Annotated in this window: 17 protein-coding genes; 9 read left to right on the forward strand and 8 right to left on the reverse strand. The window is 56.6% G+C overall.

Annotated elements, in window-relative coordinates; genetic code table 11:
- Positions 1-235: 235 nt before the first annotated feature.
- Positions 236-991 carry a polyphosphate--glucose phosphotransferase gene (ppgK, locus tag HMPREF2787_RS02245; RefSeq protein WP_070858257.1) on the reverse strand — a complete coding sequence of 252 codons (756 nt, stop codon included), beginning with the start codon at positions 989-991 and terminating at the stop codon, positions 236-238.
- A gap of 118 nt (positions 992-1,109) precedes the next feature.
- Between ppgK and HMPREF2787_RS02250 the strand changes: the two genes are divergently transcribed.
- A complete protein-coding gene (locus tag HMPREF2787_RS02250) occupies positions 1,110-2,003 on the forward strand; it encodes an inositol monophosphatase family protein (RefSeq protein ID WP_246824155.1) in 894 nt (297 codons plus the stop codon).
- Between the two features lie 9 nt (positions 2,004-2,012).
- Here HMPREF2787_RS02250 and cei read toward each other — a convergent pair whose 3' ends face one another.
- A complete protein-coding gene (cei, locus tag HMPREF2787_RS02255) occupies positions 2,013-2,621 on the reverse strand; it encodes an envelope integrity protein Cei (RefSeq protein WP_168168045.1) in 609 nt (202 codons plus the stop codon).
- A 203-nt stretch (positions 2,622-2,824) separates the two neighbouring features.
- Here cei and HMPREF2787_RS02260 point away from each other — a divergent pair, with 203 nt between their 5' ends.
- Entirely contained in the window at positions 2,825-3,121 is a 297-nt protein-coding gene (locus HMPREF2787_RS02260; protein ID WP_016422655.1) for a DUF4193 family protein, read from the forward strand.
- Positions 3,122-3,229: 108 nt separating this feature from the next.
- Here HMPREF2787_RS02260 and HMPREF2787_RS02265 read toward each other — a convergent pair whose 3' ends face one another.
- On the reverse strand, positions 3,230-3,706 hold the full coding sequence (locus tag HMPREF2787_RS02265; RefSeq protein WP_049173043.1) for a DUF3093 domain-containing protein: 477 nt from the start codon (positions 3,704-3,706) through the stop codon (positions 3,230-3,232).
- A gap of 166 nt (positions 3,707-3,872) precedes the next feature.
- On the opposite strand from HMPREF2787_RS02265, the gene dut reads away from it, so the two are divergent.
- From dut to HMPREF2787_RS02280, 3 genes are all read left to right on the forward strand, one after another.
- Complete coding sequence (gene dut / locus HMPREF2787_RS02270) at positions 3,873-4,325, forward strand: dUTP diphosphatase (protein WP_070858260.1); 453 nt, start codon at positions 3,873-3,875, stop codon at positions 4,323-4,325.
- Positions 4,326-4,443: 118 nt separating this feature from the next.
- Complete coding sequence (locus HMPREF2787_RS02275) at positions 4,444-5,223, forward strand: DUF3710 domain-containing protein (protein ID WP_070858261.1); 780 nt, start codon at positions 4,444-4,446, stop codon at positions 5,221-5,223.
- Between the two features lie 134 nt (positions 5,224-5,357).
- Complete coding sequence (locus HMPREF2787_RS02280) at positions 5,358-6,623, forward strand: class I SAM-dependent RNA methyltransferase (RefSeq protein ID WP_070858262.1); 1,266 nt, start codon at positions 5,358-5,360, stop codon at positions 6,621-6,623.
- On the opposite strand, the gene HMPREF2787_RS02285 is transcribed toward HMPREF2787_RS02280, so the two are convergent.
- The gene (locus HMPREF2787_RS02285) at positions 6,624-7,913 is read right to left on the reverse strand and encodes an HRDC domain-containing protein (RefSeq protein WP_246824158.1); all 1,290 of its coding nucleotides are present in this window, start codon (positions 7,911-7,913) and stop codon (positions 6,624-6,626) included.
- 52 nt (positions 7,914-7,965) lie between these two features.
- Entirely contained in the window at positions 7,966-8,556 is a 591-nt protein-coding gene (locus tag HMPREF2787_RS02290) for a DUF3000 domain-containing protein (RefSeq protein ID WP_070858264.1), read from the reverse strand.
- A 134-nt stretch (positions 8,557-8,690) separates the two neighbouring features.
- Here HMPREF2787_RS02290 and hemE point away from each other — a divergent pair, with 134 nt between their 5' ends.
- The 3 genes from hemE (at position 8,691) to hemQ (ending at position 12,167) form a co-directional block, all read left to right on the forward strand.
- Positions 8,691-9,800, forward strand: coding sequence for a uroporphyrinogen decarboxylase (hemE, locus tag HMPREF2787_RS02295; RefSeq protein ID WP_070858265.1), 1,110 nt, complete (start codon positions 8,691-8,693; stop codon positions 9,798-9,800).
- A gap of 105 nt (positions 9,801-9,905) precedes the next feature.
- Complete coding sequence (gene hemG, locus HMPREF2787_RS02300; protein WP_083326628.1) at positions 9,906-11,384, forward strand: protoporphyrinogen oxidase; 1,479 nt, start codon at positions 9,906-9,908, stop codon at positions 11,382-11,384.
- 84 nt (positions 11,385-11,468) lie between these two features.
- The gene (gene hemQ, locus HMPREF2787_RS02305; protein ID WP_070429449.1) at positions 11,469-12,167 is read left to right on the forward strand and encodes a hydrogen peroxide-dependent heme synthase; all 699 of its coding nucleotides are present in this window, start codon (positions 11,469-11,471) and stop codon (positions 12,165-12,167) included.
- A 91-nt stretch (positions 12,168-12,258) separates the two neighbouring features.
- On the opposite strand, the gene msrB is transcribed toward hemQ, so the two are convergent.
- The 3 genes from msrB to HMPREF2787_RS02320 form a co-directional block, all read right to left on the reverse strand.
- Positions 12,259-12,684, reverse strand: a complete 426-nt coding sequence (gene msrB / locus HMPREF2787_RS02310; RefSeq protein ID WP_070858266.1) for a peptide-methionine (R)-S-oxide reductase MsrB — start codon at positions 12,682-12,684, stop codon at positions 12,259-12,261.
- Positions 12,677-13,933: a glycosyltransferase family 87 protein gene (locus HMPREF2787_RS02315; protein WP_246824160.1), complete on the reverse strand. Its 1,257-nt coding sequence runs from the start codon at positions 13,931-13,933 to the stop codon at positions 12,677-12,679. The genes msrB and HMPREF2787_RS02315 overlap by 8 nt, the downstream gene beginning before the upstream one ends.
- Before the next feature lie 143 nt (positions 13,934-14,076).
- Complete coding sequence (locus HMPREF2787_RS02320) at positions 14,077-14,889, reverse strand: dihydrofolate reductase family protein (protein WP_070858268.1); 813 nt, start codon at positions 14,887-14,889, stop codon at positions 14,077-14,079.
- A 103-nt stretch (positions 14,890-14,992) separates the two neighbouring features.
- On the opposite strand from HMPREF2787_RS02320, the gene HMPREF2787_RS02325 reads away from it, so the two are divergent.
- Positions 14,993-15,493: a ferritin gene (locus HMPREF2787_RS02325; RefSeq protein WP_070858269.1), complete on the forward strand. Its 501-nt coding sequence runs from the start codon at positions 14,993-14,995 to the stop codon at positions 15,491-15,493.
- The last annotated feature ends 186 nt before the right edge of the window (positions 15,494-15,679 follow it).

Consider the following 15,679-nt stretch of genomic DNA (forward strand, 5'->3'; position numbering starts at 1 on the left):
ATCAGTGTTGCTTTTCTGGCTCCTAGCGAAGAAGCAATCGGTGAAAATCCTCATCGAAGCAGTGCGCTTGAATTCGATTTCCCAATCCTCCTCGAGCCTGTTGATTATTCAACCTTGCCGTGAGTCAACTTCTTATTGTAAACCAATTCTGAAAATCGCCGCCACGGGGCATGGCTTCAACCACGTGTCACGCCCGACACGTAGCTACCAATCCCCGTATAAGAAATGAAACTGTTTAAGGGTAAAGCCCCTGGTCAGCTGCAAAGGCGGCGCCAGCAATACCCGCATTATTATCCAAACTTGCGGGGACAACTGGAGTCTTACATGACAACAGCGGAATCCACTTTTCGTGTTCGCGGCTGATTCCGCCGCCGACGATAATCCGTGACGGCCAAAACAGCGCCTCGTAGGTCCTAAGCACCTTGCTCACGCGCTCGGCCCACTCTTCGAAGCCGAGCCCCTCCACGTCTTTGACTCTCGCGGATGCAAAGTGTTCAGCTTCCATGCCATCGATAACGAGGTGGCCTAACTCCGAATTGGGGTAGAGCAACCCGTCATGAATAAGCGCGGAGCCGATGCCGGTACCAAAAGTTAGCAACAACACGGCGCCAGTCTTATTGCCCGGATCGCCAAACTGGACTTCAGCGAGGCCAGCAGCGTCAGCGTCGTTAAGCACGTGCGCTCCGTTGTTGGGCAGATGCTTAGCGAAGAGCTCTTGGCAGTTCGTATTAACCCAAGAACCGTCAATATTGGCGGCCAGCAAGGCAATCTGATTCTGTACGACGGACGGAATCGTGATGCCGACATCGGAATCCCACTGCGCAATGTCCACAATTTCCGCAATGGCATTCGCAACTGCTTCCGGAGTTGCCGGCTGTGGCGTGAAAATCTTAATGCGGTCGCCAATAAGCTGCCCAGTATCAAGGTCCACGCGTCCACCCTTGATTCCAGAGCCTCCGACGTCGATGCCAAATCCAATTCGTTGTCCCATAGCTCAAATTGTACGAAACAGACACAATGGGGGCATGAGCATTAACTCGCGTGGCACCGAACAAATCGCTAGCAGGGCAGATAATAGGGGGTTTAGTGCGTCGAATAGCCCCGGATCTGTGCGACCCAGCGTCAGGGAATTGCGCGATCGCGCGGTACTTATCGCCCGCGCAGCCGCGGCGCACATCGCCAGTCGTCGGGTCGAACTCGGCTCCGATGGCGTTTTAGCAAGCTCCGAAACGAAGTCCTCAGCTGTTGACCCCGTCACCGTCGTCGACCGTGAATCTGAGGAGCTCATTCGTTCGCTTATCAAGACGTTTAGCAGCTCTGACCGCATTTTGGGCGAAGAAGGTGGGCTTGACGACGGCGCGAGTTCCCCAGCGCAGGCTGCCAACGAGGCCGAAGCGGTGACCTGGATCGTAGACCCCATTGATGGCACAGTGAATTTTCTGTACGGCCTGCCCAATTTTGCTGTGAGTATTGCCTGCGCCGTAGGCAATGAGGTAGTGGCGGGTGCAGTGGCAAATGTGTCCTCGGGAGAGATTTACAGTGCAGCAAAGGGAGAGGGCGCTCAGGTTTCTCGGCGGGACGGCACTGTGCAGGCGCTTAGTTGCTCGCCAACGGCAGAGTTGGAAAAGACACTTGTGGCAACGGGATTCAGCTATTCCGCTAGTCTCCGGCAGGTGCAGGGCCGGATAGCGTCGCAGTTGTTGGGGGAGTGCCGAGATATTCGGCGCATGGGGGCGGCGGCGCTGGATTTGTGCATGGTGGCGCACGGCCGTGTTGATGCGTATTACGAACACGACATCAAGGTTTGGGACTATGCAGCTGGTGCTCTGATTGCGGCTGAAGCAGGCGCAAGGATTAGGGTCCCGGAATTCACTCAGTGTGCTAACGCTGCCGGCCGGCCGGAGGGAGACCCGCTCGACTTCGGTGTCGGTGCGGCGAATCCTGAAGTTGCCGATGCGTTCTTCGAGGCATTGGATGGTGCTATCGCGAAGGCTAGGAATTAGTGCGTCGGTCTAGGAGCAGGTGCTCGAGCCTAACGAGCTCAACCCCTCTAGGTCGGCTTGTTCGCCACGGTTCAATGCGGACATCGTTTCCTCAACCTGGCTGGCAACTTCGAGGTCCTTAAACCCCTTACCCAAGGACACATCGACGGTTGCATCCGGCCGACCATCGTGGATGAGCTCAAAACAGGGGAAAAGAGCGTGCAGCGCTGCGGCTTGGCCATTGAAGTCCTCACCATAACGCAGCTGGCCGAAGCAACCGAGGTCTTGGTTTTCCACAATTGGGTCGTTGCCGTAGGGAACCTGCTCATCGAGAACAAAACCGAGCTGCCGCAATTGCTCGGCGACGGTTGTAGCCTGGCCGACTTTGCCGTTGGCATTATAAACGCGCACATGAACATCCGACGGTGGAACGACGTGCTCTCCGATTAGCGTGGTGGAGGAAACAGGGGTCCCAGCCGCGGGGAGGGAACAGGACACCGGATAACTTGCCGGTTGGCTGCGGAATGCCAACACCCACAACGTAGCGGCAATCACTACAGCAACGACGGAAACCACCACGTAGGGAACAATTTTTCGTCGATGTGATGCGCTCGTAATGCTCGCGGGGCCTGAACTCATAGCCATCATGTTATCGTCTCCTCGTCTAATAGGCATAGAAACCTATTCTGACCTGCAGAGATGACAGATTGCGTGAATTGTCTTAATATCCGCTGAGAAAGGCACTGGAGAGTACAGGGTGTCAATCGTCTCAACGCGTTGTATTCTCCGAGAAAAAGTCAGTTCACAATGTCTAGCAAAGGTCCAGAAAGAAGGTTTGGGACATGGCTGTAAACTACGATGCCCCGCGTACTCGTGAAACCGAAGAGCTGGAGACCGATTCCCTCGAGGGCCTTCAGGCTGCATCTGCTGAGAAGGAAATCGATGACACTGACGACGGCGAAATTGTTGAGCCGTTCGAGTTGCCGGTCGCCGACATCGCGGGTGAAGAATTCGATATGGATGTTGCCCCCAAGGGGGAGGATGAATTCACCTGTGGCTCCTGCTTCATGGTGATGCACCGCTCAATGATCGCAATCGATAACGGCGATGGATTCCCCATCTGTCAGGACTGTGCCTAATCCCCGCGCAGCCGGGATAGCTTCTTAGAAAAAGGAAAACCGCCACTACCACGGTTATGGCGGCGCTGGGGCCGTCGGCAAGCGTGTAGCGGCGGTGAGAGAATTGACCTAGCGGTCGAAGAGACTGTCAAGCAGTGCCTCGGGGTGGCGGGTGGAGACCAGCCAATAGGGGGTGGGGTCGTCCGGATCGTCGAGGACTAGCAGCACCATCGTGGGAATCCACGTGTGCGTAACCAGGAATGCTGCTGGATCGAGCTGACGGCCCAACGCATTGCGCTGTGCGGACTTCGGTACCACCAGGGATTTGGCAACAACCGATGCTGGCAAAACTGCTGTGCCAGCGTGAAGCCAGCGTTCACCAGTGCTGTCCACTTCCACGGACACCGTGGTCTTCGACATAGTCAACAGCACCCACACGCCCACGGCCAGACAAATAATGCCGCCGATGACAAGCCAAATCGGTGAACGGTTAAAGCCAATCTGGGCCGTGCACACGAAAACGGCAGCAGCTCCGAGTACCCAGAACCACCAGGGAACCCAGAGCTTTTCGGAATAGACAATCGATGAATCTCCGCTCGAGCTCATTGTTATTGCCGCACCTTCAGAGACGGATGCTGAGCTGTCGTCGCGACGAGGCTGCAGGTTATCTTTTCCACTCACGGTTCTCCATTCTAGGGCACGGCTATGCTCGGTACTGACAAGGCCGAAGTGCGGTTCTTAAAAGACGCGACAGCGAAGGATATACAAAGAGATGACTTATGCCCCGGTGCGAGTGAAAAAGCTCGCTAAAGACGCAGTGATTCCCCAGCGTGCGCATGCCGATGATGCCGGTGTGGATTTGAGCTCAGTTGAGGATGTCGTCCTAGCACCTGGGCAGCGGGCGCTCGTGGGAACCGGTATTGCCATTGCTTTGCCGACGGGCACAGTGGGATTGGTTCATCCTCGCTCCGGATTGGCTTTCAAAAAGGGGCTATCCATCGTCAACGCTCCCGGCACGATTGATGCCGGTTACCGTGGTGAGCTCAAAGTCTGCCTGATCAATTTGGATCCGACCAATGCGGTGGAGATCACCAAAGGTGATCGAATCGCACAGTTGGTTGTGCAGAAGGTCGAGCTCAGCCCGATGGTGGAAGTCGATGAACTCGATGAAACTGAACGCGGTGCGGGCGGTCACGGGTCAACCGGAGTGTCCACGACGCTTTAAAACGTCTCTGACAGCGCGGGGACGCCACCAAGTGTGGTTCAATGCGTGAAGAGCTCAATAAAGCGTTTACAAAGGCGTATACAAAGATTTCTTTTTAGCGAGGTGTCAATAAACCACCATGTGGCCATTTGGAAAGAAGAACCAGCCAGAAGAACCAGCTGCTGAGGCAGAGGCCGTTACCACCGACTCTGCGGTGCCAGTTTCTGAGGAAGCTACCGCACCCCTGCATGACGACGCGTCGGGAACCGCAGCGGAGAACGTACCAGCAAACGGCCCGTTCGATATCAGCAGCGCTAGCCCGACGCAGTTTGATTTTTCAGACTTCGCTAAGGCCAGCCTGAACCTCGGTTCGATGCTGCTGCCTATTCCTCACGTTGGTGATATTCAGGTGGAGATGGGGCCGACAGGTCCAACCATGCTGCACGTCGCCACTGAGCATGGTCGCGTAACTCCTGTAGCATTCGCTGCTCCGACGTCGGGTGGCCTCTGGGAGGAGTCCGCTCAGGAAATCAAGGACGGTCTTGAGTCCGATGGCCTCGATGTCCATGTCGAGCAGGGGCCGTGGGGTTCTGAGGTCGTTGGCCGCACCTCCGATATGGAAATGCGAATCATTGGCGCCGACGGCCCGCGTTGGATGCTCCGCATGACGGCCTCCGGTCCGGCTGATCGGGCGGAGGAACTTGCGGATCTCGCCCGCGGTCTCCTTGCCCGTAGCTTCGTCTCTCGCGGTGAGAACCCGATGCCGGCAGGTCAGCCGCTTCCGGTTACGCTGCCGTCCCAGATGGCGGAGCAGATTCGTCAGGCATACCAGCAGCAGACCCAGGCTGCTCAAGCTGAAGGTGAACCCGGGCAGGTGCCAGGCGCTACTGGTATCAACCCGGATGGTTCCACCAATTAGTTTGGTCAAACCGCCAGCACAGAGAAGCTAGCTGCTTGTCCAGTTAGAAAAGGATCTGCAGTCGCCACTGTGCGCTGCCCGCCGCCGTCACCCGACGGAGGCTTTTCTCTTGTCAGCGGGTAGTATCACACTGCGTGAACATCGAAGTGACTATTGACCGTCCCGCTGCCGGCGGAGAATTCATTGCCAGCTATGACGGACGTATCGGTTTCGTCACCGGCGGTATCCCCGGCGAACGCGTTGTTGTCGAAATTGCCAGACCTGATGCCAAGCTGTGGCGTGGCAATGTCGTTGAGGTTCTGGATGCCTCAGAGCATCGAATTTCGCAGCGTTGCGAAGCAGCTCGGCAGGGCGCGGGTTGTTGCGACTGGGGTTTTATTGATCCTGAGCACGCGGCGCGTCTAAAGGCTGATGTCCTGACCGATTGCCTGCGCCGTCTTGGACGTTTCACCGCCGACGAACTGCCAGCTATCGATGTCCTTCCACTGGCTCCCACCTCCCGTTGGCGCACGCGCGTGCGGCTGGGCGTGGATTCCCAGGGACGAGCGGGGTTACGTCGTTCCCGTTCCCACGAGCTCGTCATCGGCTCCGAGTGCGTCCAAACAGTTCCCAATCTCATCGCTGGCTTTTCGACGGCCGGAACCATCCCCGTTGCTAAGCCCGCTAGCGGTCGAGGTCGCAAGAAGCTGAAGCCAGGAGAACTCCATGTGGCAATGGACACCGATGGTAACCGCAGTGCTGTGTACGTCTCCGGCAGCGGCAGAAGCCGTAACCAAACGTTGATAGAAGGCGAGCCAACCACACAGCACACTGTTCACGGCATTACTTTCGATGTGCCGACGACCGGTTTTTGGCAAGCCCATCGCCATGCCCCTGAGTTCTACGGTTCGCGCATCATTGACCTGTTGGCCGGTCAATCCTTCTCCTGTGCTTGGGATCTTTACGGTGGAGCCGGTGTTCTCGCGGCGGCGCTGCGCAAGGTTGTTGACGCCGAGGGCTCAATCCTCTCCGTCGAGGGTTTTGCAGCGGCAGCGGCGGCGGGGCGTAAGGCCTTCACCGCTGCTGACCACAGTGGGAATGCGACGCCTGCGGCACCAGTCCGGTTCGTAACCGGGGATGTCACCAGGGTAGTGCGCCGCGAAGTTGCTAATGAGGAAACACCAAACCCGGATATCGTCGTTCTCGACCCTCCGCGCTCCGGTGCTGGTAAGGATGCCATCGCTGCTATTGCTGAGGCCAAGCCACGCGTGGTCGTACATTTCGGTTGCGATCCGGCAACTTTTGCCCGCGATGCCCGGTACTGGGCTGACTGCGGCTACGTGTTGAAACACCTCGAGGTCGTGGACGCATTTGGTCTAACGCATCACTTTGAAACCATCGCGGTGCTGGAGCAGCTGTAGCTAGAGTGGCTGCCGCATGGGCGCAAGGACGTAGGTACCGATCACGTCGGCAAGCAAATGTGCCTGCCATGGGCGGAAACCCTGTTCGCTGAGATGAGCGGAGATTTCTGTAACGGCCGGCAGGCCGCCAGCGTAGTTGTTGTGGTGGCGGAAAACGAATGAGCCGACTGCGCGGCTGTGAATCCACCAAACCAGTTCACGTGTCTGCGCGGAAGTGATGAGTGTGTCTTTGCGCAGGTGTATTTGGGCACAGATGTTGTCGATGCAGTCTCGCGTGGTTTCGAAAATCTCGGCGGCTTGTGGGGCATGCTCAGCCCAACGTCGAAAGTGGGGCATCTCGTTGGGAGACTGCTTCTGCGGCTTCGGCCATGACGACCTGGGTTCCTGACGGGCTTCATTAACGACCTTCAACCAAGCGTCCGCAGCACCGCGACGGCGACGTGGAAATCCACGGATTGCAGTCAGCTCACGCTGCGTACCGGGGAGTTGTTCTGCGATTGTACGTAGAACGCTGTGACCCATGATGTGTGTTGGGGAGACATCACGTTGCTGGGCGATTTCGTCACGCTCAGTCCACAGCGCACGGGCGACGTGAAGTTGTTCGGGAGTGCGCAGCTTCCCAATCCCTTTGAGCCTCTTCCACGAGTGTCCGACGTGCAGACCATCGAGGTATTTACGGTTTATGGAGAGTTCTCGTTCGCATTCCTGTTCCAGCCATTCCAAGCGATCGAGTTCAGCGAGCGCCTGGCAAAGAACCTCGGCGAGTTCGATGAGCAGCTCGACATCGAGGGCGGCGTAGTCTAGCCAATCCGCTGGCAGTGGACGAGTAGACCAATCCTCTCGACCGTGCCCCTTGGCAAGTCCAACTCCGAGGAGTCGTTCTGTCAGAGCTGCTAAATTGACTCGCTCCAGTCCGAGCATGCGACCAGCCAGCTCAGTGTCAATAACTTTGGTGGGGTAGAGGCCCAGAGCTGCGAGGCAAGGAAGGTCAGAATGAGCTGCGTGAATAATCCAGGTCAGGTTGTTGACTGAGGAACCGAAAACGTCCATCGCCTTGCGCCCGTCTTCGGGATCGATGAGAAAGGTGCCCGCCCCACGGCGGCGGAATTGAAGCAGGAAGGCGCGGTCGTCGTAGCGATATGCCGAAGCTCGTTCAGTATCGACTGCGAGCCAACCGTGTCCTTTGGCTAGCTGCTCACCGGCGTCAATAATGTCGTCGATGTCGGAAAGCACGCGTGGAGTTCCCTCGGCGGGGGCAAGTCTTACCTCTACGTCGGGGGGAGTTTCCACGTCGGAGCTCATCGCACGCCTCTTCGGTCGTCGGTATCAGCAGTTGCCAGTATCAGCCCAGCAGGGATACGCCGACGGGTGGCAGACCAGCGACGTTCGCTAGTACCTGAGCGAAGGATTCAACATGAGTGCGCAGGTCGGTACCACGAGCAGTCCACGATGCGCGCATTTCCAACTGAAAGGCCTGTGGCTTCCCACCAATCTCGCCATAGCGGACAGAGTTAGTAGTCGTCACCGTGCCACCCAAGTTCGACAGTTCGGCGTTGTTCTCAGCCAGAGCCTCGGTGAGCCATTGCCAGGCAACCTGGGGAAGCAGCGGATCTTCCGCGAGGGAGGCATCCATATCTGCCTGAATGTATGCAACCAAGCGCATGTCACCGTTCCAGGTTTCCTCACTGCGGGGATCATGGAGCAAAATTAAACGACCAAAGGCATCATCGTCCGAGGACTCGGGGACAATATCAGCTTCGGGCTGCGTGACCTCAAGCGAGACAGCGTGGCTAAACGGTGCCAGCTTCTGCGGTGGCCGAACGGTGCCCAGAGCAATCTCAGGTCGCAGTTCAGCAGAGTGCATTGACTCGACCGCGGCGCGGAAGTTCTGTGGCGTTGAATCGGTTCCATTCACGCGCCTGAACTTAGCCATATGACGCTTGCGTTAGTGGGAGGCGCGCCGAAAAGAGCGGAAAGCGACCAAACGGTTCGCCGAAAACGCACAGCAGGGCGAGCGATTTCCCTGTTCTTAGTACCCCACATATTAATTTCTAAGGTATGTGGGGCATGATTGTCGGTATGAACAATCGTCGCACTTTGACTGATGCCCCGATTCTTGATGCAGCTTACGGTCGAACTCCTTCGCGCCGCCCGGTGTGGTTTATGCGGCAAGCCGGTCGTTCACTGCCTGAGTACCGTGAGGTGCGCAAGGAAATCGGTATGTTGGACTCCTGCTTCCGTCCGGAACTGCTCGCTGAGATTACTATGCAGCCGGTACGTAGGCACGACGTTGATGCTGCGATTCTTTTTTCCGATATTGTCGTGCCGCTGAAGGCCGCGGGTGTCAACCTGGATATTGTTCCTGGTCGCGGTCCAGTAATGGATACTCCGGTGCGCTCAGAGTCAGACATCAAGGCGCTACCGGAAGTCACAGAAGAGCAACTCGCTCCGGTGGCCGAGGGTATCGGCCTCATTCTGCAAGAGCTGACTGATACTCAGGCACTCATTGGCTTCGCCGGTGCACCATTCACCTTGGCATCGTACCTGATTGAAGGTGGTCCATCCCGCAACCACGAGCGCACTAAGGCGCTTATGCACTCGGACCCTGAATTGTGGGATCACCTGATGCAGAAGATCACTCCGATGGTGATTGCTTTCCTGCGCGCGCAAATCAGCGCCGGAGTGGACGCTATTCAGCTCTTCGACTCCTGGGCTGGCTATCTAACCGAGCGTGATTACCGCCGCTTTGTGTTGCCGTACTCGAAGGAAATCTTCCAGGCCGTTGCCGACGCCGGCATTCCGCGCATCCACTTCGGTGTGGGGACCGGCGAGCTTCTCGGTGCTATGGCTGAAGCCGGCCCAGAAGTCATGGGCGTCGACTGGCGCGTGCCACTGGACGTTGCCGCCAACCGCATTCGTGCCACGCTTTCCGACGTTCACCGAGGGGCAGACCCGGCGCAGAACAGCCTTGCATTGCAGGGCAACCTGGACCCGGCGATTCTCTTTGCCGGTGAAGCTGCAATGACCCAAGAGATTCAGCGCATCTGCTCTGAGGCTGACCGCGCAATAAAGCGTGGTGACGCCCGTGGACATATCTTCAACTTGGGCCACGGGGTACTACCGAATACCGACGCCGACGCGATTACGCGCGCCGTTGAAATCATTCACGCAACGTAAAAGCCGACGCAACAGGCGTGTAAAACACGCACTAGCTAATTTCCTACAAGTCTTATCGACCGTGCCCGCTCGAGGTGCGGGCTCAGAGAAAGCGTACGAAATACCGTGGTTGCACAACCTTCTACCATTGCCGTCGTAGGTGGCGGTATCTCCGGCCTGACCGCAGCTTATGAGTTGCGTAAAAAGCTCGGACCCGCCGCAAGAATAATTGTCATCGAGTCCAGTGCACAGGTTGGCGGCAAGCTGAAGACTCGAACAGGAGCTAACGGCCCTCTTGAGGCGGGCGCTGAGGCGTACCTGGCGTTCCGTCACGATGCCACCGAGTTCTTCAACGAACTCGGGTTGGCAGATCAGCTTGTCGCCCCTTCGGGGCTGCCTTCCAAGCTCTACATTGGCGGTGAACTCAAGGACCTTCCGCGTAACACGGTCACCGGTATTCCAGGAAGCTCAGAGGGGTTGGACTATCTCCTCAGCGAGGCCACTCTCGCCAAGATTGATGCCGAGTCGAACCCCGAGCTCACGCCAGCCTTGCACTGGGTACTGGGCGACGACATGAATGTTGGCCAGCTGGTCGCGGCGCGGCTCGGTGAAGAAGTGGTTGACCGCATCGTCTCCCCGCTGCTCGGGGGCGTCTACTCAACCACCGCATACGATCTTGGTCTGCGTGCGACCATCCCACAGCTGGCGGCAGCGCTTGATGAAATGGCCAGTGTTGGTGATCATGTTAGCCTCACCGGCGCTGTCCAGCGCGTTCTAGAAGCACGTAAACAGGCGCAACAGGCGCGTCTGAGCAGTGAGGCTGCGACAGATTCGACGAAGACGAAGCGACCGGTGGTATTCCAGACGTTCCGCGATGGCTTCGAGGTTCTCTACAACACGCTTGTCGACGAATCGGGAGCCGAACTCCTCTTGTCGACGAAGGCTACTGGTCTGCGGCAGCATGACAATGGCTTTGAGGTGACAGTGGAACTGCCGTCGGAAAGCGGCACGAGCATTAGCACTATCGACGTCGAAGGTGTTGTCGTGGCGGCACCTTCTGCAACCACATCGGAGCTGTTGAGCAGCATTGCTCCAGAGGCTGCCGAGCTCATAGGTGGGGTAGACACGTCGAACTCGGCGGTGGTCGGTATGTGTTTTGACTCCTCAGAGGGGCTGCCGGAGATCAACGGCGTGTTGTGCGAGATTGGTGCGGACCTGTCCGCGAAAGCTTTCACAGTGTCGTCCCGAAAGTGGCCACATATTGGTGAGCGCTACGGTGCCGTTGTGAGGGCAAGTTTCGGTCGTTTTGATGATGACTCGCACGTGCATCGCAGCGACGAGGATCTCATCGCCAGGGCAAAGGCGGATTTGGCTAAGGCGACTGGCTTTGATGCCGAACCGACAGCGGTTTTCGTCCAGCGTTGGTGGTCGGGGATTCCACGCTTCGATATGGGGCATGGAGGTCTAATGGATTTTGCTCGCCAGGAGTTGGACGAGGTGCCGAAGCTTGCAGCAACAGGGGCGTGGCTCAGTGGCCCAGGCATTCCGGAGTGTATTTCCAACGCCAAAGCTGCGGCTAGCAAGATCGCTGCGGAGCTGGCATAAAGCTGCGAGATTAGTGCTAAGTACGAAACTGGCGCTTAACCGTCGATTTTAAACAAACTTTTCAACCGAACTAGGAGACACCTAATGACCAAGCTCGATTTCAAGAAGCTCAACGACACCATCCGCTACACCATGTGGTCTGCCTTCAAGGTGACCCCTGGTGCACTCGGCGATAACCGCGAAGAGGCAGTGGCTAAGACCAAGGAATTCCTGGCTCGTTACGAAGACACTGATTTGATCATCCGTGGTTTCTACGACGTTTCGGCCATGCGTGCTGAAGCTGACTTCATGTTCTGGATCCACGCAGAGAAGCTGGAAGACCTGCAGGCGTTCTACAACGCCTTCCTGCGCGAGACTCCGCTGGGCCAGGCATCCACTCCGCACTGGTCGAACGCTGCGCTGCACCGTCCAGCTGAGTTCAACAAGTCGCACCTGCCGTCATTCATCATGGGCGAAGAGCCGGGACGATGGATTGCGGTTTACCCGTTCGTCCGTTCCTACGACTGGTACCTGCTGGAGCCGACCGAGCGTCGTCGCATCCTCGCTGAACACGGTATGGCCGGTCGCGACTACCCGGATGTGCGCGCCAATACTGTACCGGCGTTCGCACTCGGCGACTACGAGTGGATCCTTGCATTCGAGGGGCCGGAGCTCGACCGCATCGTGGATTTGATGTGGAAGATGCGTTACACCGAGGCTCGTCTGCACGTCCGCGAAGAGATTCCGTTCCACACGGGCCGTCGCGTCGATGACATTGCGGAGATTATCAACGTTCTGCCGTAGCGCGCGTAATCCACGGCTGAATTAGCAGCGCCGCTGGTCAAGCCCCGTTAACTGACGGGATTTTGACCAGCGGCGCTGCTTCTTTATCTAGTTATTCAGCCGTCTTGTCCGGTTCCAGCGTGAGTGAAATTGAATTGATGCAATAGCGCAGGTCGGTCGGAGTATTGTATCCCTCCCCCTCAAAGACGTGGCCGAGGTGAGACTTGCAACGACTGCACAGCACTTCGGTGCGGACCATACCGAGGCTCGTGTCTCGGCGCTCAATAATGCGGTCTCCTGCTAGTGGAGAGAAGAAGGATGGCCAACCGCAGTGAGAGTCGAACTTCTCTTTCGACCGAAACAGCTCGTAACCACAAGCCCGGCAGCGGTAGACACCTTGAGTTTTAGTATCGGTGTACTCACCGGTGAAGGCGCGTTCAGTACCTGCCTGACGCAAAACCTGGTACTCCGCGGCACTGAGGCGTTCGCGCCATTCTTCTTCGCTCAGATTCCAGTCTTCGCTATGCGAATCAACCATGATGAATAGCCTCCTGAGACTTGAGATCAGATTCCTGATTATACTTCCTGCCTGCGATTTTCCAGTCGCTCAGCCAGCTGAAGCCGGATGCAAAGCTACGCCCATTGACGGCATCCACAATCGTCATTCGAATGAGTGCTGCCGTGATGGAGAGAATAAGAACGGCCCATCCGATACCGCCGATTGCAACCGTGAACCACGGGAAAAAGAGGTCATCCTCATCAATCCACCAATTGGCGTAGAAGAAACAGAGTACGACTCCGAGTCCTGCGCCCCAATTCAACATGACAGTCGAACCAATATTTCCTTCATTGTCGCGAGCCAAAACCAATGGGCGAAGCACGGTCAGAACCATTGGCAAGAGCGTCATCGAGTAGTACTGCTGTCCTAGGCTGGAAAGGAAGAACGCGCCGGTGAAGAGAACTCCGGAAGTTGTAGCAATCCAGAATTTCTCATCCCTTTCGAGCCAGCGAAGAAGGAGCACGACAGATACCAAGACGAAAATGCCGAAAAAGATTTGCCACAGCAAAATCAGTGTCGGGTGGGCACCCAGCCAAACAAGCTGCCCAGTCAGTGAAGCATTCGCAAAGTCACGGACAACTCCCAGGTAGGGGATAGTGATATCTAGGTAGTCACGTGGTTGGACCATGAGCGGCCACGCAATGACATTGGCCGCAATTACCACCACGATACTGGTCAGTACCGTAGAGAACTGCCTGCGCATAAACGGTAGGAACAGCATTGGCAAGAACACGGGCTTGATAGTGATTGCGATACCGATAATCAGGCCGGCCAGGATATTGCGTCGCTCAGTCAGTGCAATAAAAAACAGCACTAATGCAAGGAACAGTGAACCGTTGACGTTCGTAAAATCAAGGGTGTTGGTAACGGGTTCCGTGAGGTAAAGCAGTGCTATCGACGCTGGAATGATGGGGCCAGAGCGCGCAACACCAAGCCACCTGAGTAGCAACACAATTGCCGCAATGATTGCAGCTGACTGAAATACCGCAAACCAGATCCGGCCCGATTCAAGCGAGCCGAACAAATCAATCGGGGCTAAAAGTAGGGTAGCGCCTGGGGAATACAGATAGTGCGGATCGGCTGTTACGTAGTCTTCCGAATAAACGGGTACCTGCGATACGAATCGATTAATGGCCGACCAGACCGTCGTAAAGTCATCTGTGCCAGAGACGTCTTTTGGCAAAACCCAGGTGCGGTGAAAAATCACCACAGCGGCGATAGGCCACAAGAAAGCGCTGAGTCCTCGCGACACCTTCCGAGACAGAGGTCGTGGAGCCACCGAAGGTGTTTCTGGCGTGTCCTTGGACGTTTGCGTTGGTGTCGTTGCGCTTGCGCTCACGTCGATTTTTGGTTTACTCACAATAGTCAACCCTACTGGGTGAAGCTGCGGGAATAGCGTAGGAAGATGTGTGAGTCGGAACGTAGGATATCCTGCACTTCAAAAGCCTGCGGGTTCGTCGAGTTCGAGTCCTTATCAGGGTCGTTCTCGCCGAAAGTCAGGGGACCGTTACCCACCCAAATCGGCGCCAACGTCAGGAACAGTTCGTCGACGCACCCGTTTTTGAATGCTTCTCGAAACATTGTCGGCCCACCCTCTACGACAATGTCCCGATACCCATGTTCGGCCAGCCACGCTAACGCCGCTTCTACCGAGGGGTCAGGGAGCTTAACGACGCGAACCCCGGCCGACTCCATTTTTTTAGCTCTATTCTTGTGAGCGGCTTTTGCCTCTTCATCATTAAAAGCATCTTCAGCCGAGGTGAAGATTATCGGAGGATTGACTTCTGCATTCGCGAAAAAATCAGATTTTATATCTAAATCCAACGAGCGCGAGAGTGTGGACATCGCCACGTGCTCGGAGCGACCTAGCTCCTGTCGAACGGTCTCTAGGTACTCCGGTATCTCAACTGGCCCGTAACCCTCGGCCGCAATGGTGCCTGTACCAACGAAAACGACGTCGGTAAGCGCGCGAAGCGTGTTGAAAACCGTGGCATCGGTGTCGTTGCCGAGCTGTCCCGAGGTGCCTTCGATGGCGCCGCGTCCGTCCACGCTGGTGACGGCGATGGCAGTGACGGTGGAGGTGCCGAGGGGCACCGCTGCTGAATCATGTGCCGTTTCTGCAGGTCGAGAAAGAAACTGCAGAACTTCATCGGTCGATGGGCTTGACGAATTAAGTGTAGCCATACCGCTGAGGTTAAGCCGCCGATTGCAAAATAGGCAAGGCCTGGCTTATAAGGGAAGTATTATAATCGTTGCCATTTGTTAGGGTTGGGCTTATAGTAGAGGCATGCGACTAACAGATACTCTTGAAAAGGCATTCAACGACCAGATCACTATGGAGCTCACCGCTTCCCATGTCTACCGCCAGCTGGCAATCGAGCTGGATCTGCTGGATCTCTCCGGCATGGCAGAGTGGATGCGTGCACAGGCCGATGAGGAAATCAATCATGCGAACCAGTTCATCGCGCACCTCGATGCTCGCGACAACCACCCGCAGATCGGTGCTGTCGACGCGCCGGAGGTGAAGGTCACTTCCGCAATCGATGCATTCCGCATCGCTCTCGAGCATGAAGAAAAGGTTTCGGCATCTATCCGTAACCTCCGCAAGCTTGCTGATAGCGAGGGTGATATCGACTCCCGCCCGCTGCTGGACAGCTTCGTGGTTGAGCAGATTGAGGAAGAGGACACCGTCCGTGGCATCATCGGCCGCCTGGAGATTGCTGGCGACAACGGCTCCGGCCTGCTGCGTATCGACCGGGAGCTTGGCGCTCGCGACGCAGCTGTCTAAAAGTTGCTTTTTGGAGTGCTGAGTTACCTCGAAATTTCGAGGGCTTGACAGATTTCACCCGCCCCGATGGACTTTGGTCTCGGGGTGGGTGAAATCTTCTTTCCTGTCGGTGCTCTTTTTGAGGAAGAAAAGCAGAAGTCCCCCGCCCGAATTTTGGGTTAAGTAGCAAAAAGTGTGTCCGCTCGG

The organism is Corynebacterium sp. HMSC061H03 (genome assembly GCF_001838215.1).
GTDB classification, from domain to species: Bacteria; Actinomycetota; Actinomycetes; order Mycobacteriales; family Mycobacteriaceae; genus Corynebacterium; species Corynebacterium jeikeium_D.

What these genes read in the sequence shown, in the direction of transcription:
- hemQ (WP_070429449.1), top strand. Translation starts at nt 11,469, where the DNA reads ATGACCAAGCTCGATTTCAAGAAGCTCAACGACACCATCCGCTACACC.
- HMPREF2787_RS02260 (WP_016422655.1), top strand. Translation starts at nt 2,825, where the DNA reads ATGGCTGTAAACTACGATGCCCCGCGTACTCGTGAAACCGAAGAGCTG.
- HMPREF2787_RS02320 (WP_070858268.1), bottom strand. Translation starts at nt 14,889, where the DNA reads ATGGCTACACTTAATTCGTCAAGCCCATCGACCGATGAAGTTCTGCAG.
- cei (WP_168168045.1), bottom strand. Translation starts at nt 2,621, where the DNA reads ATGAGTTCAGGCCCCGCGAGCATTACGAGCGCATCACATCGACGAAAA.
- msrB (WP_070858266.1), bottom strand. Translation starts at nt 12,684, where the DNA reads ATGGTTGATTCGCATAGCGAAGACTGGAATCTGAGCGAAGAAGAATGG.
- HMPREF2787_RS02265 (WP_049173043.1), bottom strand. Translation starts at nt 3,706, where the DNA reads ATGAGCTCGAGCGGAGATTCATCGATTGTCTATTCCGAAAAGCTCTGG.
- hemE (WP_070858265.1), top strand. Translation starts at nt 8,691, where the DNA reads ATGATTGTCGGTATGAACAATCGTCGCACTTTGACTGATGCCCCGATT.
- HMPREF2787_RS02325 (WP_070858269.1), top strand. Translation starts at nt 14,993, where the DNA reads ATGCGACTAACAGATACTCTTGAAAAGGCATTCAACGACCAGATCACT.
- HMPREF2787_RS02275 (WP_070858261.1), top strand. Translation starts at nt 4,444, where the DNA reads ATGTGGCCATTTGGAAAGAAGAACCAGCCAGAAGAACCAGCTGCTGAG.
- HMPREF2787_RS02290 (WP_070858264.1), bottom strand. Translation starts at nt 8,556, where the DNA reads ATGGCTAAGTTCAGGCGCGTGAATGGAACCGATTCAACGCCACAGAAC.
- ppgK (WP_070858257.1), bottom strand. Translation starts at nt 991, where the DNA reads ATGGGACAACGAATTGGATTTGGCATCGACGTCGGAGGCTCTGGAATC.
- dut (WP_070858260.1), top strand. Translation starts at nt 3,873, where the DNA reads ATGACTTATGCCCCGGTGCGAGTGAAAAAGCTCGCTAAAGACGCAGTG.